A 19,364-nucleotide genomic window follows, 5' to 3' on the forward strand; every position below is an offset into this window, starting at 1 on the left:
CTTCCGGTTCGGTGCGGGCAGGGCGCGGCGCCGTGCGGCCGCGCCCCCACGGCATCCTACTCGGCGCCGGCCCGCACCGCCCGTGACGTGTCGGCGAAGGCGGCCCCGGCCCCGCCGGGGTCCCCGTCCGCCGTCGTCTGGGCGAAGAAGAGCAGCTCGTGCCGCGAGGATTCGTCGAACGCGTACCGCATCGCGGCGAGCTCGTCCGGGCGGGCCCGGGCAGCAGTGAGCTCGACGATCGCGATCGCGTCCCGCGTGGCCGCGTCGAACTCCGGGGAGGAATAGGTCGCGAGCCAGTCTCCGTAGGGGTGGTCCGGGTGCGCGGCCCCCGCGAGGCGCGAGCCCACGTCCTGGTAGAGCCAGTAGCAGGGCAGGATCGCGGCGACGAGCTCGGGGTAGCCGCGCCCGGAGGCGGTGAGGTGGTTCAGGTAGGCGGCCGTCGTCGCGGTGGGCGCGGGCAGCTCCGCGCCGCCGAGCCGCGTGCGGTGCAGGACCAGCTCCTCCTCGAGGCACGCGTGCGCTCCCGCGGCCCAGAAGCGCTGCTCCCGGGGGTTCGGGGCGAGTTCGGAGGCCCGGGAGAGGACCTGCGCGTAGGTGCGCAGGTACAGGGCGTCCTGGGCCAGGTAGTGCTCGAAGTCGGTGCGGTCCAGCGTCCCGTCCTTGAGCCCGCGGATGAACGCGAGCCGGTCGATGCCCGCGCGCAGGCCGGCGATCCCGTCCCACCACGTGGACAGGAGCGCGTCCGTGGACGGGGGCCGCTGCCCGGCCCAGAGGGCGCCGAGGTGGTCCACGGGCCCGTGCCCGCCGCCGACGTCGAGCCGGTCCGCCCCGCGCAGGGCCCCCTCGAGCCACGGCTTGGCCAGCCGCAGGGCGTCGGTCCAGGACCCGGTGCGGGCGAAGAGCGTGGCGAGGGCGGAGGAGAGCGAGCACCCGGTGCCGTGCGTGTTGGCGGTGTCGACGCGCACGCCGTCGAGCTCCAGCAGGACCCCGTCGGCGCCCACGAGCGCGTCGCGGCAGCGCCCGTCCGCGGCGAGGTGACCGCCCTTGGCGAGCACCAGGACGCCGTGCCGCGCGGCGAGCCGTTGCGCCTGGTCCAGGACCTCGTCCCACGTGGGGGCGGGGGCGCTGCCCGTGAGGACGGCGAGCTCGGGCACGTTGGGGGTGACGACGTCGGCGAGCGGCAGCAGGGCGTGCAGCGCCGCCTCCGCGTCGGCGTCGAGCAGCCGGTCGCCGCTCGTGGCGACCATCACCGGATCCAGGACGACGCCGGTGCCCCGCCGCCCGCCCGGACCCGCGGCTTCGGTGCCGTCCCTGGCGACGGGGGCTCCGGCGTCGTCCCCGGGGGCGCCCCCGCGCAGGGCGCGCAGCCAGGCGGCGACGGTGTCGATGAGCTCCGCGGAGGCGAGCATGCCGATCTTCACGGCGTCGATCCGGACGTCGGAGGAGACCGAGGCGAGCTGCTCGGCGAGGAACGCGGCGGGCGGGACGTGGACGCCGGTGACGCCGCGCGTGTTCTGCGCGGTGAGCGCGGTGACGGCGGCCATGCCGTAGCCGCCGCACGCGGCGATCGACTTCAGGTCGGCCTGGATGCCGGCGCCGCCGGACGGGTCGGAGCCGGCGACGGAGAGGATGTTGGGGACGCTCATGCGCTTGCCTCCCCGGGGTGGGTGACGGCCGCCCACTCGGCGGCCAGGGAACGGGCCGCGGCCTCCGGATCCCCGGCGGCGCACACCGCCCGGACGATCGCCATCCCGGCGGCCCCGGCGGCGTGGACGGCCGCGGCGTCGCCGTGGGCCAGCCCGCCGATCGCGACGCACGGCAGCGGGGCCCGGGCCGTGAGCGCGGCCAGGCCCTCGAAGCCGAGCGGTTCCGGGTGGTCCTTCTTGGTGGGCGTGGGGCGGACGGCCCCCGTGCCCAGGTAGCTCACGGTCCCCTCCGGCAGGGCGGCGACGGCCTCGAACTGGGCGGTCCGCGACGCGCTGAGGCCCAGGATCGCGGCGGGCCCGATCAGGCGGCGCACGGCGTCGGCGGGCAGGTCCGATTGGCCGATGTGCATGCCGTCGACGACGGCTCCGGCGTCCCGCGCGGCGAGGAAGACGTCCACCCGGTCGTTGACGATCAGGGCCGCTCGCCCGGCGGTGTGCCGGGCCGTGGCGAGGACCAGGGCCAAGAAGTCCCGGGCGGGGACGTCCTTGCAGCGCAGCTGGACCATGTCCACGCCGCCGGCGACGGCCGCGGCGACGACCTCCGGCAGCGGGCGCCCGGCCGTGCTGGCCGAGTCGGCGACGAGGTAGGTGCCCAGGCGGAAGGAGCCGTGGTGGAACACGGCGTTCTGCGCGGCGCTCATCGCACGGCTCCCGCGGAGGCGAGCCGCTCCGGCGTCGTTCCCGCCAGCGCGTCGAGGAAGGCGGGGGCGAACGTCCCCGGGCCGCCCGCCGTCGCCGCGGCGTCCTCCGCCGCGGCCGAGTACCAGGCGTGCGCTGCCGCGGTGGCCTGGAGCGGGTCGCCGTGGGAGGCGACGCAGGCGGCGACGAGCGCGCCGAGGGCGCAGCCGCCCCCGGTGACGCGGGTGAGCAGCTCGCTGCCGCCGTGGACGTGCAGCGTCCCGCCCGGTCCCGTGACCAGGTCGACGGGGCCGGAGACGGCGACGACGGCGCCCGTGCGTTCGCTGAGCGCGCGGGCGGCGGGCAGGGCGGCTTCGACGGCGTCCGTGGAGTCGACGCCGCGACCGCCGGCCCCGCTGCCGGCCAGGGCCATGATCTCCGAGGCGTTGCCGCGGATCACCGCGGGGTTCAGCTCCAGGAGCAAGTGGGCGAAGTCGGTGCGCAGGGCGAGGGGGCCGACGGCGACGGGGTCCAGGACCCACGGCGTGCCGTACTCGTGGGCGGCGCGGGCGGCCTCCATCATGGCCTCGCGCTGCTCCCGGTGCGGGGTGCCGAGGTTCACCAGGACGGCGGAGGCGATCCGCGCGAAGTCGCCGGCCTCGCCGGGCACGTCGACCATGGCGGGCGCGGCGCCGGCGGCGAGCAGGACGTTGGCGGTGAAGTTGGTGACCACGGCGTTGGTCAGGCACTGCACCAGGGGGGTGGCGGAGCGCAGGCGCTCCAGGACGGTGCCGGGCGCGCCGGCGTCTTGCTGAAGATGCGTGGGCGCACGGTGGTCCATGAGCGACATCCCTCCGCTAGTACGAACTAGATCAGGTGTGTACGGGTGTGTTCTCAGTCCGCGCGGCGGACACCCCGAGTCACTGCTGGCGAGCCTACCCGGCGGGCAGCGGGGGAGCCAGCCCGGGCCCGAGCAGGTGGCGGTCCTGGTGCAGCAGGTTCGGGAACAGGTCCGGCAAGTGCTGCCGGGCGTGCCGGAGCCATTCGGACTCGATCATCTAGGGCTGCCAGAGGCCCAGACTCGTCCAGTCATCGGGCACTCCGATGGATCGAGGGGTCACGTATCCGACTCGAGGGAACGAGCCAATGAGTTCGACGACGCGGCCGGCCCAGGCGCTGTTCGGATCGATCGTACGGAGCAGGTAGGCCATCACGGCCAGGACGTTGTACAGGCCAAAGACCTGCTTGGAGGACTCCTCATCCCTGAGGTGGTCCAGGAGGGGAACTTGCCCTTTGCCGGGCCGCTTCGGAGCGGTGACCAGCTTGCGGTTGAAGATCCGCGCGTGGTGGGCCGCTACGTTTCTCACGTAGTTCAGGCTCGCGATCCGGGTGGTCCATTGCTCGTGCCGGCTCGGCAGCGATGCTCCGGTTTCCGGGTCCATCTGGGGGTCCGTGAAGGCCGCGACGAACGTGCCGGGCTCGAGATGGGCGAAGGCGGAGCGGCGGCCCAGCACGTACCCGATCTGCATGCGGAGCGAGACCTCAATCCTCTCGATCCCCTCCAGGATCAGCATCCGCAGCCGCCGTTCGAAGTCGATGAGCGCCGCGGCGTCCCCGATGGATGTGCCGGGCCGGTAGTGGTTCAGGACCCTCACCCGTGCACGGCCGTCATCGTCCACATACGTCTCCGAAGCGCGGAACGGATAGAGGTAGCCGGTCAGCCGGTAGTATCCGACCTGGCGCGGCAGTTGCGCACCGCTGCTGCCCTCAGGGATCCCGACACCGCGAGAGGCAAGTTTTGCGACCTGGTCCTCGACCGAAAGCCACTGCTTGGTGTACTCAGCCAATGGTCCTCCGGTTAAAGAAAATCAGCCCGAGCCGTGAGGCGAGCGGGCTGATCATGATGAGGAAACCATACCACGCACTCCCCCTGGAACGATCGGAGTGAATGGCGGGCATCTGGCCGAGAGCGAACTCGATCGTCGGCGGAATCCAGCCGCTCTTGCCGCCCCGGCGCCGGGATGCTGGGATGGGGGCATGAAGGCATCGTGGGGGGACCGCCGGCGCATGATCGCCGGGGCGGCGTTGTTGGGGCTGGCGTTGGCCGGCTGTTCGGGGGACGGTGGCGGAGGCGCCGCGGCCGCGCCCAGTGGCACGGTGCTGCTGGAGGACTCCGGGATGAAGCTCCTGGCCCTGGCCGAGGAGCCGGACGCGCACATGGACGCGCTCCTGCAGGGCAACCTCGCGGTCGACGAGGGCGGGTGTGCCGTCGTCGCCCCCCGCGACGGCTCGGGCCCCGTGCTGGTGGTGTTCCCGCACGGGACCACCCTGGAGGCCGGCGTGGTGCAGGTCCCCGGGAAGAAGCAGCTCGGCCTCGGCGACCTCATCTCCCTCGGCGGCGGCATCATGCCCCTGGACGGCGAACGGCCCCGCGACTGCACGGGCGGCGACGTCTTCTGGGGCAGCCAGCCGTAGCCCGGCATGCCGCCCGTCATGCGGCCGGCGGCCGTACCGCGGGGTAACCCGAGGCGCTAAGGTCGGGGCATGGGACTTTTCTCTCGCGGCAAGCCGCGCCCTCCGGCCGACGTCGCGCCGGACCAGGAGCAGGACGACGCCGGACGGGGCGCCGAGGCGGGCGCCCCGCACGTCCCCGGCGTCGCCGAGACCGTCGCCCGGCTGCGCGACTCCAGCCACTCCCGCCTGATGCACACGCGCCGCCACCGCGCCGCGCAGCTGCGCAGCCTCGAGCGGATGCTCGAGGCGCACGAGGAGGACATCCTCGCCGCGCTCGCCGAGGACCTCGGCAAGCCCGCGATCGAGGCGAAGCTGACCGAGCTGGACCTGCTGCGCAGCGAGATCGACCACGCCCAGCTCTACCTCACCGAGTGGATGGCGGCCCGCCACGTCCGCGCCCCGCTGTCCATGCAGCCCGCCACCGCCAAGGTGGAGCCCCAGCCCAAGGGCCTCGTGCTGATCCTGGGACCGTGGAACTACCCGCTGCAGCTGCTGCTCTGCCCAATGGTCGCCGCGCTCGCCGCCGGCAACTGCGTGGTCCTCAAGCCCTCCGAGCAGGCCCCCGCAACGTCCGCGCTGATGGCCCGCCTCATCCCGTTGTTCCTGGACCCGCGGGCCGTCGCCGTCGTCGAGGGCGGTGCCGAGGCCAGCCAGGCCCTGCTCGCCGAGCCGTGGGACCACATCTTCTACACCGGCGGGGAACGCGTCGGGAAGATCGTCGCCCGGGCCGCCGCCGAGCACCTCACCCCCGTGACGCTCGAGCTCGGCGGCAAGAGCCCCGCCGTCGTCGTCGACGGCAACGTGCCCGCGATCGCGCGACGGATCGCCTTCGGCAAGTTCATGAACGCCGGCCAGACCTGCATCGCGCCGGACTACGTCCTCGCCGTCGGCCCCGCCGCGGACGCCCTCGAGAAGCAGCTGGCGAAGGCCGTGACGTCCTTCTACGGGCGCAACCCGGCCAAGAGCTCCGACTACGGGCGGATCGTCAACGACGCCGCGTTCCGCCGCCTCAACCGCTTCCTCGACGACGCCCACGCCGACCCCGGAACCACCGTGACCGGCGGCACCGTGGACCCGATCGAACGCTACATCGAGCCCACCCTCCTGACCGGGGTCCCCGCGGACGCGCCCGTGATGCAGGAGGAGATCTTCGGCCCGATCCTGCCGATCCTCCGCGTGGACTCCTTCGACGCGGCGGTGCGGTTCGTCAATTCCCGCCCCACGCCGCTGGCGGCCTACCTGTTCAGCGAGAAGCCGCGCCTGCAGACGGCCTTCGAGGACCAGGTGCGGGCGGGGGCGATCGGGCTCAACGTCTGCAACCTGCACGCCGGCGTCCTGGGGTTGCCGTTCGGCGGCGCGGGCGCCTCGGGGATGGGCAACTACCGCGGCCGCTACGGCTTCGAAACGTTCAGCCAGCAGCGCCCCGTGCTCTCCAAGACGGCCATGGTGGACACGCTCAAGGCCGTCTACCCGCCGCATGGCTGGGCCAAGTCAAAGCTCCTCCGGGACCTCCTGTAGCGTCGGGGCCGGCATTTCCCACCGGGCGGAGCCACCGTCCATGTGGCAAGGGTCACCCCCGGTCCGGGAACAGTGCGGAGGGCCGCGCGGTTGAATCCCTTGAAAAATCAACCAGTCTGCGGACTGGTCCACCGACTCCCCAGGAGACCACCATGGCAACCACCGTCCTCACCCTCGTCGGGTCCCTCCGCAACGGCTCCACCAACGTCAAGCTCGCCGAGGCCACGGCCGAGCACGCCCCCGAGGGCGTCGACGTCAACGTGTACTCCGGCCTGGAGAAGCTCCCCTTCTACAACGAGGACGTCGACGTCGAGGGCGCGCTTCCGGAAGGCGTCGCCGAGCTGCGCGCCGCCGCGGCCGGGGCCGACGCCCTGCTCCTGGTCTCCCCGGAATACAACGGCACCATGCCGGCCGTGCTGAAGAACGCCATCGACTGGCTGTCCCGCCCCTTCGGCGCCGGCGCCGTGAAGGACAAGCCGGCGGCCGTGATCGGCACCGCGTTCGGCCAGTTCGGCGGCGTGTGGGCCCAGGACGAGGCCCGCAAGGCCGTCGGCATCGCCGGCGCCAAGGTGCTCGAGGACGTCAAGCTCTCCATCCCGAACTCCGTGGTCCGCTTCGCCGAGCTGCACCCGAAGGACGATTCCGAGGTCGCCGGTCAGGTCGCCCAGGTCCTCGAGGGCCTGCGCGCCGCCGCCGAGAGCAACTAGGGCCGCCCCGGGCGCCCCGCCCGGTTCCAGACCCAGTACGACGCCGGAGCCCGGCTTCCGCAGGCAGCGGAAGCCCGGCTCCGGCGTCGTACGGTCAGGCCCTGCCGGTCCGGCGCCGCTCAGCCGATGACGGAGTCGACGAGCGCCTTGGCCTCCGCCTGGACCAGCGCCAGGTGCTCGGCGCCCTTGAAGGACTCGGCGTAGATCTTGTAGACGTCCTCCGTCCCGGACGGGCGGGCTGCGAACCAGGCGCTCTCGGTCGTGACCTTCAGGCCCCCGATCGCCGCGCCGTTGCCCGGCGCCTCGGTGAGCTTGGCCGTGATCGATTCGCCCGCGAGCTCGGTCGCCGGCACGTCCGCGGCGGACAGCCTGCCCAGGGCCGCCTTCTGCGCCCGGTTCGCCGCGGCGTCGATCCGCGCGTACGCGGGCGAGCCGAACTGCGTGGTCAGCTCTTCGTAGCGGGCGCTCGGGGACCGGCCGGTGACGACCTGGATCTCGCTGGCCAGCAGCGCCAGCAGGATCCCGTCCTTGTCCGTGGTCCACGGGGTGCCGTCGAAGCGCACGAAGCTGGCCCCCGCGGACTCCTCGCCGCCGAAGACGCCGCTGCCGTCCAGCAGCCCTGGCACGAACCACTTGAAGCCCACCGGGACCTCCACGAGCTCGCGTCCGAGCGACGCGGCGACGCGGTCGATCATCGAGGAGGAGACCAGGGTCTTGCCCACCCCGGCGCCGGACGGCCACAGCGGCCGGTTCCGGTAGAGGTAGTCGATCGCCACCGCCAGGAAGTGGTTCGGGTTCATCAGCCCCGCGTCGGGGGTGACGATCCCGTGCCGGTCCGCGTCGGCGTCGTTCCCCGTCGCGATGTCGTACGCCGCCCCGCCGTCCCGTACCGCGGAGATCAGGCCGGCCATGGCGGCGGGGGAGGAGCAGTCCATGCGGATCTTCCCGTCCCAGTCCAGCGTCATGAACGCCCAGCGCGGATCGACCTCCGGGTTCACCACCGTCAGATCCAGGCCATGGCGTTCGCCGATCGCCCCCCAGTAGTCCACCGAGGCCCCGCCCATGGGGTCCGCGCCGATGCGCACGCCCGCCGAGCGGATCGCGTCCAGGTTCACCACCGACGGCAGGTCGTCGACGTACGCGGCGAGGTAGTCGTAGCTGCCGATCGTGCCGGACAGGCGGGCCTGGACCAGCGGGATGCGCCGCACGCCCTGCAGCCCCGCCTCGAGCAGCTCGTTGGCGCGCCCGGCGATCCACCCGGTCGCGTCGGAGTCCGCGGGCCCGCCGTGCGGCGGGTTGTACTTGAAGCCGCCGTCGCTCGGCGGGTTGTGGCTCGGGGTCACGACGATCCCGTCCGCCCGGCCGGCGTTGCCCGTCCCGGACAGGGCGCGGTTGTGGACGAGGATCGCGTGGGACAGCGCGGGGGTCGGCGTCCAGCCGGTGCGCGCGTCGACGAGGACCCGCACGCCGTTCGCGGCCAGGACCTCCAGGGCGGTGTCCTGGGCCGGATCGGAGAGGGCATGGGTGTCCTTGCCGAGGAAGAGCGGGCCCGTGATGCCCTGCCCCGCCCGGTACTCGACGATCGCCTGCGTGATCGCGGCGATGTGGTCCTCGTTGAAGGAGCCGTTCACCGACTTGCCGCGGTGCCCGGACGTCCCGAACGCCACGCGTTGGTCCGGATCGGAAGGGTCGGGTTTCACGTCGAAGTACGCGCCCCTCACGGCGTCGACGTCGATCAGGTCCTGGGGAAGGGCTCGCGTGCCCGCGCGGTTCTCGGCCATGGCTACAGCTTGGCAGAAAGCCGTAGCCAAAAGTGGACGGTGCCTGAACATTTCTCCGGCCTAGAATGGGGAGGAGAAGCCACCGACCCCGAAGGACCCGCCACCGATGGCCAACGACCAGGACCGGCCGTTCAACGACCCCCAGCACCCCTCGTGGTCGACCCCCGTGGGCGGGCAGCAGCAGCCCGGGCAGGACGGCCGGGCGGTGCCGCCGGCGCCGGGGTGGGCGTCCGGCGGACAGTACCCGGGGCCGGGCGGGCAGGCACCGCGCAACCCCTACGCCGACCAGGCCCCGCCCTCTGCGGCACCGCAACCGGCCTTCGGCTACGCGCCCGCCGAGCCGAAGACCCTCAGCATCATCTCGCTCGTCTGCGGGATCGTCGGGCTGATCTCCTTCGGGACGCTCTTCGCTCCGCAGATCGCGGCGATCGTCACGGGCCACATCGCGCTGCGCAGGGAGCCCTCCGGGCGCGGCATGGCGATCGCCGGCCTGGTCATGGGCTACCTCGTGCTCGGCCTCGGGCTCCTCTTCGGCTTCTTGGCGGCCGCCCTCTTCGCCAGCTACGTGCCGTAGCCCGCAGGGCCGCCCCCGGCCGCGCATCCGGGGGCGCGGCCCCCGACGGTATGGGCCCGCTGAAACGACGGCGGACGGCGCCCCTCTGCGCGGAAGGGCGCCGTCCGCCGTCGTACCGCCGGTCCGGGACCGGCCGGGCTACTTGACCCCGGACATGAGCCGCTTGATCGCCGGCGTGGCGAACGCGAGGGCGACGCCCAGGGCGATCGAGGTGCCGCCGAGGGCCACGAAGTACGGGACCTCGTTGCCCTCCGTGTAGAAGCCGGCCAGGATGCCCGCGAGCGTCGTGCCGAGGGAGACGGAGAGGTAGAAGAGCGCGATCATCTGCGTCGTGAACGCGACCGGGGCCAGCTTGGTCGCCACGGACAGGCCGATCGGGCTCAGCAGCAGCTCCGCCCACGTGCACAGCAGCAGGATGCCCACGAGCGCGAGCAGCGGCGTCATGGACAGCGACTCGAGCGGGATGAACGCGAGGTAGGCGATCCCGATGACCACGAGGGCGGCCCCGAACTTCAGCGGGGTCGACGGCTGGCGCTCGCCCATCCTCGTCCACAGCGCGGCGAAGACGGCCGCGAAGACGATGATGAACACGGGGTTGATGGACTGGACCCAGCTCGGCGGCATCTCCCAGCCGAACAGGCTGCGGTCGAGGCGCTGCTCCGCGTACACGGCGATGAACGTGAACTGCTGCTGGAACAGCGCCCAGAACGCGGCCGAGGCGATGTAGAGCGGGATGAACGCGCCCACGCGGCGCCGTTCCGTCCCCGTGACCTTCTTCGAGGACAGGATCACCACGAAGTACGCGACCGACGCGGCGATGACCGTCATGGCGATCGTGTTGGCGAGGTTGTCCGGGTTCACGACGCCCGTGGCGAGCAGCGCCACGACGACGGCCAGCGCGGCGAGGAACACGAGGCCGTAGCGCAGGCCCTGTTCGCGCGGCAGCGGGTTCGCGACGTGGTGGGTGGACTCCGGAAGCTTCTTGCGCCCGGCCGCGTAGACGGCCAGGCCCACGGCCATGCCGATCGCGGCGAGCCCGAAGCCGAAGTGGAAGCCGTGTTCGACCATGAGCAGGCCCGTCAGCAGCGGTCCGATCAGCGCGCCGATGTTCACGCCCATGTAGAAGATGGAGAAGCCGGCGTCGCGGCGCGTGTCCTGCGGCGAGTACAGCGAGCCGACGAGCGAGGTGGCGGTCGCCTTGACGCCGCCGGAGCCGACGGCCACGAGCAGGAGGCCGACCGCGAGGCCGAGCCCGCCCGGCAGCACCGCCAGGGCGATGTGCCCCGCCATGACGATCAGCGCGGTGTAGAAGAGCACGCGCTCCGAGCCGAGCAGGCGGTCCGCCACCCAGGCGCCGAAGATGGTGCTCAGGTACACCCCGCCGCCGTACGCGCCGACGAGGCTCAGGGCCAGGCCCTGGTCCATGCCGAGCCCGCCGTCGGTGACGGAGTAGTACATGTAGTACGCGAGGATGCCCTGCATCCCGTAGAAGGAGAAGCGTTCCCACAGTTCGACGCTGAAGAGGTTGAACAGCATCCGCGGGTGCCCGAAGAACGTGGCTTCGGACCCCGCGCGGGGAGAGGTTGAAGTGGTCATTTACCCGATTTTCCGCCGCGGACCGGCGCAATGCCCACTTCTGTGCGGCGGATCACACGCCCTCGAGCTGGGCGAGCAGGCCCAGCAGGAACGCCTCAGAGCCGGCCCGGCCGATGAGCTGCACGCCCATCGAGAGCCCGCCGGCGGTGGTGTGCGTGGGCAGGACGGCGGCCGGGAGCCCGGAGACGTTGACCATGGACGTGAACGGCGTGAAGAGGCACTGCAGCCGGTAGTCGTCGTCCGCGCCGTGGGCCGTGAAGTAGCCGATCGGCGGCGGCAGGTGCGCCAGGGCCGGCGTCAACACGGCGTCGTACCGGCCCCACTGGGCGCGGCAGTCCTCGGCGATCTTGCGCAGGATCCGCGCCGCCGATTCCTTCTGCGGCGCGGGCGTGCGCGCCGCGCGGTCCCGGAAGTCCCGCGCGAGCCGGGTCAGGTAGGGCTCCCCGGCCGTGGGGATGGGCGCCTCCGCGAGCCCCGCGGTCCAGATGGTCTGGAAGGCCGGAGCGTAGCGGTTGTCGTAGCGCAGGTCCGCGTCCTCGACGTGGTGCCCCGCGCGTTCCAGGAGCACGACGCCGCGGCGCAGCGCCTCCCCGGCGTCCGCGTCCAGAGCGGTCGGGTAGTAGGGGTCGAACGGGGAGCGCGTGCTCAACCCGATGCGCAGGGGGCGCCCGCCGCCCGGATCCGCGCGCAGCGCGGCGGCGAGATGGCGTCCGACGCCGGGCGCGGCCCCGGCGTCGTCCCCTCCTGGATCCCCGACGAGGGCGTCCAGGAGCAGGGCCACGTCGGCGGCGTTGCGGGCGATCGGACCGGACACGGCGAGCCGCGGCGCGCCCCACTGGTCCTCGGTGCCGTTGACCAGGTCCGCGGGGACCGTCCCGAAGCCCGGCTTGAGGCCCACGAGCCCGCACGCCGCCGCCGGGATGCGGATGGACCCGCCGCCGTCGTTCCCCGGGGAGAAGGGCAGCATGCCCGCCGCGACGGCCGCCGCCGTCCCGCCGGAGGACCCTCCCGGGGTCAGCTCCGGGTCCAGCGGGTTCCGGGCCGGCGGCGCGATCCGGTTCTCCGAGTACGCGTTGAGGCCGAACTCCGGGATCTGCGTCTTGCCCAGGCTCACGGCGCCCGCCGCCCGCAGCCGCGCCGGCACCGCGTGGTCGGCCTCCGCCGTCTGCGCGGGGACGGCCGCCGAGCCGAACGTCGTGGGGACCCCCGCGACCTCCCAGAGGTCCTTGTAGGCCACGGGCATCCCGTGCAGCGGGGGCAGCGGTTCCGGGTTCGCGCGGCCGCCCGGGGCGTTCCGGGCCGCGGCCCACGCCTGGTCGGCGCGCCCCGCCTCCTCGAGCGCGGCGTCGGCGGTGACCGTGACGAAGCTGCGCAGGCGAGGGTTCAGCTCCTCGATCCGGCGCAGGTAATGCTCGGCCGCCTCGCGCGCGGAGACGGTCCCGTCCGCGAGCGCGTCGCGCAGCCGCAGCGCGGTGGTCGATGCGAGGTCCATGGTTCAGCCCCCGGCCCTTCTGTCCGGATCGGACGCGTCGTAGCGGTCCCGCTGGAAGACCAGGACCACGGCCCGCAGGGCCAGGATGAAGCCCATGAAGAGCAGGAGGTAGCCGAAGAACGCGTGGGTGCGGATGTTCTCGGTTAGGAACGGCCCGGTCTCGGTGGCGATCAGGACGATCGCCCCGAGCGTCGCGGCCCCCGCGAGGATCGCCACGACGACCTGCTGGACCAGGCGGTTCAGGAAGCCGCGGTCCGCCGCATGTGCGAGAACGCGGACGTTGACGGAGAGCCGGCCCTCCTCGAGGTCCTCGGTGATCTTCGAGACGCGGCGCGGCAGGGTGGACAGCGCGGGCAGCAGGTGCAGGGCGCGCGTCTCGAGGGCCTCCTTCCATCCGCCGGGGCCGATCGCGGCGCCGGCGATCCGGCGTCCCTCCTCGCGGGCGGCCTGGACGACGTCGAGCGCCGGGTCGATGAGCGCGAGCGTGCCCTCGAGCGCGGCGAGGGCGCGGAACGCGGCGGCGATCTGCTGCGGGACCGTGAAGCCGTGCTGGATCACGAGGGCGAAGAGGGAGGTGAAGAGCTCGGAGCCGCCGCGGCCCGCGAAGCCGTTGCGGTAGCGGACCATGAGCTGGCCCAGCGAGCGCTCGAAGCCGCGGGCGTCGAAGTCCGCGGGGCGGTCCAGGAGGTCCAGGAGCGCGTCGGTGGCGAGCTGGTTGTCGTTCTTGTCGATCGCGAGCAGGAGCAGGCCGAGCGCCTGCTGGCTCAAGGGGTCCAGCCGGCCCACCGAGCCGAAGTCCAGCAGGGCCAGCGTGCCGGAGTCGAGCAGGAGGATGTTGCCCGGGTGCAGGTCGGCGTGGAAGACGCCGTCGGAGGCGATCTGGTGCAGGGTGGCGCGCAGCAGCTCGGAGCCGAGACCCGCCCGCGCGTCCGGCCCCAGGGCCCCGAGCGCTTCCGCGGCGTTCCCGACGGGCGTTCCGCGCAGTTCGTCCATGACCAGCAGCCGGCGGCTGCACCACTGCTCGTGCAGGTCCGGGACGGTGATCTCGTAGCCGGAGAGCGAACGCTGCACGGCCCGCATGTTCTCGGCCTCGACAAGGTAGTCGAGCTCCTCGTGGAGGGAGTCCACGAAGCCCTCCGCCAGGCGGGCGACGCCCAGCTGGCGCGCCCACGGCGCCGAGCGCTCGAGCCAGCCCGCGAGCTGGAGGATGATCCCGGCGTCGCGCGTGACCTGGGCGACCGCCGAGCGCCGCTGGACCTTCACGACGACGCGTTCACCGCCGTGCAGCACGGCGCGGTGGACCTGCGCCACCGAGGCGGAGGCGAGCGGTTCCTCCTCGAGCGCGGCGAAGGCCTCGCCGGCCGGACGGCCCAGGCTGGATTCGATCGCGGCGAGCGTCGACGGCCACGGTTCCGGCTGGGCGTTGGTCTGCAGCCGGGACAGCTCGCGGATGAACGGGGCCGGGAGCAGGTCGTGGCGCGTGGAGAGCATCTGGCCGAGCTTCACGAACGTCACGCCCGCCTCCTCGAGGGCGGCGCGGAGCTCGCGGGCCGTGGCGTGCTCGGCGGCCGGGCGGTGGCGGCGGTCCAGTCCGCGGACCTGGGCCAGGAGGCCGTGGCGGACGGCGATGCGCATGACTTGCAGGTAGCGGCCGGTGCGCTGGCGGCGGGTCTTCCAGCCCGTGAACAGGGCCAGCGGGCTGGGGACGGTGCCCGTGGGCACGGCGATCTCCAGGACCATGAGGACGGCGACGCCGAGCGCGAAGATCCACAGCAGGGCGAGGAGGCCGAACATCACCGCGACCACGGGGGAGACGTTGAGGCCCGTCGCGTCGCCGATGTCCGCCGCGACCCAGAGGTACTGCACCGCCCAGCTGAGCACCGTGGACATGGCCAGGCCCACGAGGATCGAGCGGGGCCAGCCGACCGGGACGCCCAGGACGCGGCGGGCGATCGCGGCGACGATCCAGGCCTGCAGCAGCAGGAACCCGGCGGCCAGGACCGCGCCCAGGACGACGCCGACGCCGCTCAGCGCCTGGAGGCCGGCAGAGGGGTCCATCGCGGTCCTTCATCTTGGGAGGGGGTGCGATTCCCACTATAGGCTGGGGTGGTTCGGGCGCCATCAACCAGAAGGATCATCATGAGCGAGTTCGAAACCGTCCAGGTCACGGAGGTTCCCGCGGGGGCCAAGGTCCTCGACGTGCGCGAGGACTACGAGTGGAACGAGGGCCACGTCGCCGGCGCCGTCCACATTCCCATGAACGAGATCCCGGAGCGGCTCGAGGAACTCGACCCGGACGAGGACACCTACGTCATCTGCCGCACCGGCGGGCGCAGCGCGCAGGTCGCGGCCTACCTGACCGGACAGGGCTATGCGGCGTTCAACGTCGCCGGGGGCAGCGGCGAGTGGTTCGAGCAGGGACTGCCGATGGCCAGCGAGAACGGCCTGGAACCGAACGTCCGATGAGTCCATCCAGCGGTTCCGACGACGCGGCGGCCGTCTACACCTACCTCGGACCGGCCGGGACGTTCACCGAGGCCGCGCTGCTGCGGATCCCCGGGGCGGCCGACGCCGAGCGCGTCCCCTCGACGTCCGTGAACTCGGCATTGGAAAAGGTCCGCTCCGGCGGGGTCACGGCGGCGATGGTGCCCATCGAGAACTCCGTCGAGGGCGGGGTCTCCGCGACGCTGGACGCGATCGCGACGGGCGGTGCCCTGCAGATCGTCGCCGAGGTCCTCGTCCCCATCACGTTCGTGCTCGTCGTCCGCGACGGCATCACCGAGCTCGGGCAGATCCGCACCGTCGCCACGCACGGCCACGCCTGGGCGCAATGCCGCGGCTGGGCGGAGGAGAACATCCCGCGGGCCGAGTTCGTTCCCGCGTCCTCCACGGCCGCCGGGGCGCTGTCCCTCCTCGAACCGGACGCCGCCTACGACGCCTCGATCTGCTCGCCGCTGGTCGCCGAGGAGAACCCCTTGGCCGTGCTGCGGTCCGGGATCGAGGACAACGCCGGGGCCGTGACGCGGTTCGTCCTCGTCGGCCGCCCGGGCTCCCTGCCGCCCGCGACGGGGAGCGACAAGACCACCGTGGTGATCCCGCTGCCGGAGGACCACCCGGGCGCGCTCATGGAGATCCTGGAGCAGTTCGCCGCCCGCGGCGTGAACCTCAGCCGGATCGAATCGCGCCCCACGGGGCAGAAGATGGGCGACTACTTCTTCTCCGTCGACGCCCACGGCCACGTCGACGAGGCCCGCATGGCGGACGCGCTCGCCGGCCTGCACCGGATCAGCCCCGCCATCCGCTTCCTCGGCTCCTACCCGTCCGCCGAGCAGAGCGAAGTGTCCCGGCCGTCCGTGGCCCGGCACAACACCGACGAGGCCTTCGCCCAGGCCCACGCCTGGGTCCGCGGGCTGCGCGGGGGAAGCTAGGCGGGCTGCGGAACGCGGATGCGCAGGGCCTTCGGGCGGACCTGCGCCTGCAGGGCCACGACCTCGCCGGTCGTGTCGCCGTCCAACTGCGAGCCGATGGGCTCCGGGAGGACGATCCGGACCGCGCGGGCCTGGTAGTAGTCGACGATGGGGATCCGCCGCCGGCTGCGCAGGGCGGTCTTCGCCGCGATCCACAGCCAGCCCGCCACCGAGCGGGGGCTCATCACCACGACGTCCAGCAGGCCGTCGTCGACCCGCGCATCCGGGACGAGCTCCACCCCGCCCTGCAGCTTGCCGCAATTGGCGATCATCACCGAACGCACCTTCCGGGACTGCAGCGGGCCGCCGTCCAGCGAGATCTGGACCGTGCTGCGCTGGCCCGGCAGGTGGCGCATCGCCGCCTCAGCGTAGGCCATGTGGCCCACCTTGGCCTTGAGCTCCGCGTTGGTGTCGTTCATGATGTCCGCGTCGAATCCGATGCCCGCGATCACGAGGAAGACGTGCTCCTCGAGGGAACCGTCCGCGCCCTCGAGCGTGATCGCCACCGCGTCGATGTCCCGCGGCGCGCCGCCCAGGGCGGTCGCCACCGCGGCCGGCAGGTCCTCCACGTCGAAGTCCAGGTTACGGGCCAGGAGGTTCCCCGTCCCCAGCGGGAGCAGGCCCATCACGGCGTCCTTCCCGGCCAGGACCTCCGCCACCTCGCGGACCGTGCCGTCCCCGCCCGCGGCGACCACGAGCGTGCACCCCGCCGCGAGCGCGTCCACCGCCATCGCGTGGCCCGGGTCCTCCACCGTGGTCTCGAAGACGAGCGGCTCCTCCAGACCCGAGTCCGCGCAGACGGAACGGAGCAGCGCGAGGGCCCGTTCGGCGTCGTTCTTCGAAGGATTCAGGACCACGCCCACCTTGTGCTGCTCCGTCAGGGAGCGGGCGACGACGGGCGCGTCCTCGATGTGGGCGATCCGGGACTTCAGCTTGCGCACGGACCAGAGGCTGACCAGCGCGATCACGAGCGCGGCGGCGACGAGGACGAGGGCGAGGATCTCAAGGGGCATGGTGGAACCAGACTAGCCGCCATTCGGTAACCTGTACTGGTGATCGACGTCAAAGAACTCGTGGAACAGCCCGACCTCTTCCGCGCCTCGCAGCGCTTCCGCGGAGGCGACGAGTCCCTCGTGGACCGGATCGTCGCCGCCGACGCCTCCCGCCGCGAGTCGATCACGGCCTTCGAGACCCTCCGCGCCGAGCAGAACGCCTTCGGCAAGAGGGTCGCCCAGGCCAAGGGCGAGGAGAAGCAGGCGCTCCTGGCCGAGGTGAAGGAGCTCGCGCGCCGGGTCAAGGAGGCCGAGGCGTCCTCGCAGGCCGCCCAGGAGGAGCTGACCGCGTTGCAACGTGCGTTCCCGAACCTCGTCCAGGACGGGGCGCCCGCCGGCGGCGAGGAGGACTTCACCGTCGTCAAGACCGTGGGAACCCCCCGCGACTTCGCCGCCGAGGGGTTCGAGGCGCGGGACCACCTCGAGCTCGGCGAACTGCTCGGCGCGATCGACATGGAGCGCGGCGCCAAGGTCTCCGGATCCCGCTTCTACTTCCTCAAGGGCGTCGGCGCGCGGCTCGAGATCGCCCTCATGAACATGGCCCTGGACCAGGCCGTCGCCAACGGATTCATCCCCGTCATCACGCCCACCCTGGTCCGGCCCGAGACCATGCAGGGCACCGGATTCGACGTCGAGCACGACGACGAGATCTACCGCCTCGAGCGCGACGACCTCTACCTCGTGGGGACCTCCGAGGTCGCGCTCGCCGGCTACCACGCCAACGAGATCATCGACCTGGCCGAGGGGCCCACCCGCTACGCCGGCTGGTCCTCCTGCTACCGCCGCGAGGCCGGATCCGCCGGCAAGGACACCCGCGGGATCATCCGCGTCCACCAGTTCAACAAGCTGGAGATGTTCGTCTACTGCTCCGTCGAGGACGCCGCCGCCGAACACGCCCGGCTCCTGGCCTGGGAGGAGGAGATGCTCGCCAAGGTGGAGCTGCCCTACCGCGTCATCGACACCGCCGCCGGCGACCTCGGCATGAGCGCCGCCCGGAAGTTCGACTGCGAGGCCTGGGTCCCCACCCAGGACGCCTACCGCGAGCTGACCTCCACCTCCAACTGCACCACCTTCCAGGCCCGGCGGCTCAACATCCGCGAGCGCACCGTCGACGCGGAGGGCAAGCCCGGGCGCACCCGCCCCGTCGCGACGCTCAACGGCACCCTCGCCACCACGCGCTGGATCGTGGCCATCCTCGAGCACCACCAGAACCCGGACGGCTCCGTGAACGTGCCGGCCGCGCTGCGCCCCTACCTGGGCGGGCTCGAGGTCCTGCCCGTCCTCTGAGGTGGACGACCGGCGTCGTCCGCGTAAACACCCACACTGTGGCTGAAGCTGTGGGTATTCACGGGGTATTCACCCTCCGGGTGACGCCGGTTATGCCGTCGCGTCGGGGCACAATGGTTCACTAGGGGGTATGACATTGACGACTGACTCCGGCATCGAAGACCGGACCGAAGACCAGAACCCCGGCGGATCCGCACGCAAGATGGTGTGCCTCGACGTCGACGGAACGCTCGTGGACCACGAGGGCCACATGTCCGACGCCGTGAAGCGCGCCGCGCGCGCCGTCGTCCGGGCCGGCCACGAGGTGGTGGTCTCCACGGGCCGCTCCCTCGGCGCCACCCTGCCCATCGTGGAGCTGCTCGGCATCGACCGCGGCTACGCCGTGTGCTGCAACGGCGGCGTGACCGTGAAGATCGATCCCGGGCTGCCCGGCGGCTACGAGGTCGTGGACCGCAAGACCTTCGACCCCGCCCCCGCCCTCAAGGCGCTGCGGGAAAGCCTGCCGACGGCCAAGTACGCCCTCGAGGACGACCAGGGCAACTTCCTCTCCACCGAGCGCTTCCAGGACGCCAGCTTCGGCGTCGAGGCGACGGGCGTGACGTTCGAGGAGCTGCTGGGGGCCACGGCCGTGCGCCTCGTCGTGTTCTCGACGGACTCCACGGCCGAGGAGTTCGGCGAGGCGGTCGGCGCGATCGGCCTGCACGGGGTCACCTATTCCGTGGGCTGGACCGCGTGGCTGGACATCGCCGCCGAGGGCATCAACAAGGCCAGCGGCGTCGAGGTGCTCCGGGCCTCGATGGGCATCGAACCGGCCCACACCGTGGCCGTGGGCGACGGCCGCAACGACATCGAGATGCTCGAATGGGCCGGCCGGGGCGTCGCCATGGGTCAGGCGCCGGACGAGGTCAAGAACGCGGCCGACGAGGTCACGGCCGACGTGGACGACGACGGCCTCGTCCGGGTCCTCCGCAGCCTCGTCTAGCCCGACGCCGTCCGCCCTTGACCTTGACGTAGCGTCAACTTGTAGCGTTTCCTCATCGACAATCGACAGG

Annotated in this window: 18 protein-coding genes and 1 riboswitch; of the genes, 8 read left to right on the forward strand and 10 right to left on the reverse strand. The window is 72.5% G+C overall.

Features of this window, described 5'->3' with window-relative positions:
• Positions 1-56: 56 nt before the first annotated feature.
• From AC0QR5_RS12560 to AC0QR5_RS12580, 5 genes are all read right to left on the reverse strand, one after another.
• Positions 57-1,646 carry a PfkB family carbohydrate kinase gene (locus AC0QR5_RS12560; protein WP_329861934.1) on the reverse strand — a complete coding sequence of 530 codons (1,590 nt, stop codon included), beginning with the start codon at positions 1,644-1,646 and terminating at the stop codon, positions 57-59.
• Positions 1,643-2,347: a thiamine phosphate synthase gene (thiE, locus tag AC0QR5_RS12565; protein ID WP_329861933.1), complete on the reverse strand. Its 705-nt coding sequence runs from the start codon at positions 2,345-2,347 to the stop codon at positions 1,643-1,645. Before thiE ends, AC0QR5_RS12560 begins: the two co-directional genes overlap by 4 nt.
• Positions 2,344-3,165 carry a hydroxyethylthiazole kinase gene (thiM, locus tag AC0QR5_RS12570; RefSeq protein WP_329861932.1) on the reverse strand — a complete coding sequence of 274 codons (822 nt, stop codon included), beginning with the start codon at positions 3,163-3,165 and terminating at the stop codon, positions 2,344-2,346. Before thiM ends, thiE begins: the two co-directional genes overlap by 4 nt.
• Positions 3,157-3,252: riboswitch (TPP riboswitch) on the reverse strand. Its footprint overlaps the gene before it by 9 nt.
• Positions 3,253-3,259: 7 nt before the next feature.
• On the reverse strand, positions 3,260-3,382 hold the full coding sequence (locus AC0QR5_RS12575) for a hypothetical protein (protein WP_329861931.1): 123 nt from the start codon (positions 3,380-3,382) through the stop codon (positions 3,260-3,262).
• Entirely contained in the window at positions 3,383-4,171 is a 789-nt protein-coding gene (locus AC0QR5_RS12580; RefSeq protein WP_329861930.1) for an Abi family protein, read from the reverse strand.
• A gap of 190 nt (positions 4,172-4,361) precedes the next feature.
• Between AC0QR5_RS12580 and AC0QR5_RS12585 the strand changes: the two genes are divergently transcribed.
• The 3 genes from AC0QR5_RS12585 to AC0QR5_RS12595 all read left to right on the forward strand — a co-directional run bounded on the left by AC0QR5_RS12585 (position 4,362) and on the right by AC0QR5_RS12595 (position 7,063).
• A complete protein-coding gene (locus tag AC0QR5_RS12585; protein WP_329861929.1) occupies positions 4,362-4,799 on the forward strand; it encodes a hypothetical protein in 438 nt (145 codons plus the stop codon).
• A gap of 69 nt (positions 4,800-4,868) precedes the next feature.
• Complete coding sequence (locus AC0QR5_RS12590) at positions 4,869-6,356, forward strand: aldehyde dehydrogenase family protein (protein ID WP_329861928.1); 1,488 nt, start codon at positions 4,869-4,871, stop codon at positions 6,354-6,356.
• A 152-nt stretch (positions 6,357-6,508) separates the two neighbouring features.
• Complete coding sequence (locus AC0QR5_RS12595; protein ID WP_329861927.1) at positions 6,509-7,063, forward strand: NAD(P)H-dependent oxidoreductase; 555 nt, start codon at positions 6,509-6,511, stop codon at positions 7,061-7,063.
• 119 nt (positions 7,064-7,182) lie between these two features.
• On the opposite strand, the gene pgm is transcribed toward AC0QR5_RS12595, so the two are convergent.
• Positions 7,183-8,895 carry a phosphoglucomutase (alpha-D-glucose-1,6-bisphosphate-dependent) gene (gene pgm / locus AC0QR5_RS12600; protein ID WP_475372472.1) on the reverse strand — a complete coding sequence of 571 codons (1,713 nt, stop codon included), beginning with the start codon at positions 8,893-8,895 and terminating at the stop codon, positions 7,183-7,185.
• 55 nt (positions 8,896-8,950) lie between these two features.
• Between pgm and AC0QR5_RS12605 the strand changes: the two genes are divergently transcribed.
• Positions 8,951-9,418, forward strand: coding sequence for a DUF4190 domain-containing protein (locus AC0QR5_RS12605; RefSeq protein ID WP_329861925.1), 468 nt, complete (start codon positions 8,951-8,953; stop codon positions 9,416-9,418).
• A 138-nt stretch (positions 9,419-9,556) separates the two neighbouring features.
• Here the strand turns inward: AC0QR5_RS12605 and AC0QR5_RS12610 are convergent, their stop codons facing one another.
• Genes AC0QR5_RS12610 through AC0QR5_RS12620 form a run of 3 tightly spaced genes read right to left on the reverse strand, consistent with a single transcriptional unit; the run spans position 9,557 to position 14,564 of the window.
• The gene (locus AC0QR5_RS12610; protein ID WP_430633715.1) at positions 9,557-11,014 is read right to left on the reverse strand and encodes a peptide MFS transporter; all 1,458 of its coding nucleotides are present in this window, start codon (positions 11,012-11,014) and stop codon (positions 9,557-9,559) included.
• 52 nt (positions 11,015-11,066) lie between these two features.
• The gene (locus tag AC0QR5_RS12615; protein WP_329861923.1) at positions 11,067-12,506 is read right to left on the reverse strand and encodes an amidase; all 1,440 of its coding nucleotides are present in this window, start codon (positions 12,504-12,506) and stop codon (positions 11,067-11,069) included.
• A gap of 3 nt (positions 12,507-12,509) precedes the next feature.
• Positions 12,510-14,564, reverse strand: a complete 2,055-nt coding sequence (locus tag AC0QR5_RS12620) for an ABC1 kinase family protein (RefSeq protein ID WP_329861922.1) — start codon at positions 14,562-14,564, stop codon at positions 12,510-12,512.
• A gap of 81 nt (positions 14,565-14,645) precedes the next feature.
• Between AC0QR5_RS12620 and AC0QR5_RS12625 the strand changes: the two genes are divergently transcribed.
• Positions 14,646-14,972 (forward strand): rhodanese-like domain-containing protein, encoded by a 327-nt coding sequence (locus AC0QR5_RS12625; protein ID WP_329861921.1) that lies wholly within the window; start codon positions 14,646-14,648, stop codon positions 14,970-14,972.
• Positions 14,969-15,934 (forward strand): prephenate dehydratase, encoded by a 966-nt coding sequence (pheA, locus tag AC0QR5_RS12630; protein ID WP_329861920.1) that lies wholly within the window; start codon positions 14,969-14,971, stop codon positions 15,932-15,934. Before AC0QR5_RS12625 ends, pheA begins: the two co-directional genes overlap by 4 nt.
• Here pheA and AC0QR5_RS12635 read toward each other — a convergent pair.
• Positions 15,931-16,986, reverse strand: coding sequence for a diacylglycerol/lipid kinase family protein (locus AC0QR5_RS12635; protein ID WP_329861919.1), 1,056 nt, complete (start codon positions 16,984-16,986; stop codon positions 15,931-15,933). The two genes, pheA and AC0QR5_RS12635, sit on opposite strands and share 4 nt — an antisense overlap.
• Before the next feature lie 39 nt (positions 16,987-17,025).
• Here AC0QR5_RS12635 and serS point away from each other — a divergent pair, with 39 nt between their 5' ends.
• Together serS and AC0QR5_RS12645 are read left to right on the forward strand one after the other, a co-directional pair.
• Positions 17,026-18,312 (forward strand): serine--tRNA ligase, encoded by a 1,287-nt coding sequence (gene serS / locus AC0QR5_RS12640; RefSeq protein ID WP_329861918.1) that lies wholly within the window; start codon positions 17,026-17,028, stop codon positions 18,310-18,312.
• Positions 18,313-18,442: 130 nt separating this feature from the next.
• Positions 18,443-19,294 carry an HAD family hydrolase gene (locus AC0QR5_RS12645; protein ID WP_329861917.1) on the forward strand — a complete coding sequence of 284 codons (852 nt, stop codon included), beginning with the start codon at positions 18,443-18,445 and terminating at the stop codon, positions 19,292-19,294.
• The last annotated feature ends 70 nt before the right edge of the window (positions 19,295-19,364 follow it).

The organism is Arthrobacter sp. J156 (assembly GCF_056172865.1).

What these genes read in the sequence shown, in the direction of transcription:
- AC0QR5_RS12645 (WP_329861917.1), top strand. Translation starts at nt 18,443, where the DNA reads ATGACATTGACGACTGACTCCGGCATCGAAGACCGGACCGAAGACCAG.
- AC0QR5_RS12625 (WP_329861921.1), top strand. Translation starts at nt 14,646, where the DNA reads ATGAGCGAGTTCGAAACCGTCCAGGTCACGGAGGTTCCCGCGGGGGCC.
- pheA (WP_329861920.1), top strand. Translation starts at nt 14,969, where the DNA reads ATGAGTCCATCCAGCGGTTCCGACGACGCGGCGGCCGTCTACACCTAC.
- AC0QR5_RS12615 (WP_329861923.1), bottom strand. Translation starts at nt 12,506, where the DNA reads ATGGACCTCGCATCGACCACCGCGCTGCGGCTGCGCGACGCGCTCGCG.
- AC0QR5_RS12560 (WP_329861934.1), bottom strand. Translation starts at nt 1,646, where the DNA reads ATGAGCGTCCCCAACATCCTCTCCGTCGCCGGCTCCGACCCGTCCGGC.
- AC0QR5_RS12610 (WP_430633715.1), bottom strand. Translation starts at nt 11,014, where the DNA reads ATGACCACTTCAACCTCTCCCCGCGCGGGGTCCGAAGCCACGTTCTTC.
- AC0QR5_RS12620 (WP_329861922.1), bottom strand. Translation starts at nt 14,564, where the DNA reads ATGGACCCCTCTGCCGGCCTCCAGGCGCTGAGCGGCGTCGGCGTCGTC.
- AC0QR5_RS12605 (WP_329861925.1), top strand. Translation starts at nt 8,951, where the DNA reads ATGGCCAACGACCAGGACCGGCCGTTCAACGACCCCCAGCACCCCTCG.
- pgm (WP_475372472.1), bottom strand. Translation starts at nt 8,895, where the DNA reads ATGTTCAGGCACCGTCCACTTTTGGCTACGGCTTTCTGCCAAGCTGTA.
- AC0QR5_RS12590 (WP_329861928.1), top strand. Translation starts at nt 4,869, where the DNA reads ATGGGACTTTTCTCTCGCGGCAAGCCGCGCCCTCCGGCCGACGTCGCG.
- thiE (WP_329861933.1), bottom strand. Translation starts at nt 2,347, where the DNA reads ATGAGCGCCGCGCAGAACGCCGTGTTCCACCACGGCTCCTTCCGCCTG.
- thiM (WP_329861932.1), bottom strand. Translation starts at nt 3,165, where the DNA reads ATGGACCACCGTGCGCCCACGCATCTTCAGCAAGACGCCGGCGCGCCC.
- AC0QR5_RS12585 (WP_329861929.1), top strand. Translation starts at nt 4,362, where the DNA reads ATGAAGGCATCGTGGGGGGACCGCCGGCGCATGATCGCCGGGGCGGCG.
- AC0QR5_RS12635 (WP_329861919.1), bottom strand. Translation starts at nt 16,986, where the DNA reads ATGCCCCTTGAGATCCTCGCCCTCGTCCTCGTCGCCGCCGCGCTCGTG.
- AC0QR5_RS12575 (WP_329861931.1), bottom strand. Translation starts at nt 3,382, where the DNA reads ATGATCGAGTCCGAATGGCTCCGGCACGCCCGGCAGCACTTGCCGGAC.
- AC0QR5_RS12595 (WP_329861927.1), top strand. Translation starts at nt 6,509, where the DNA reads ATGGCAACCACCGTCCTCACCCTCGTCGGGTCCCTCCGCAACGGCTCC.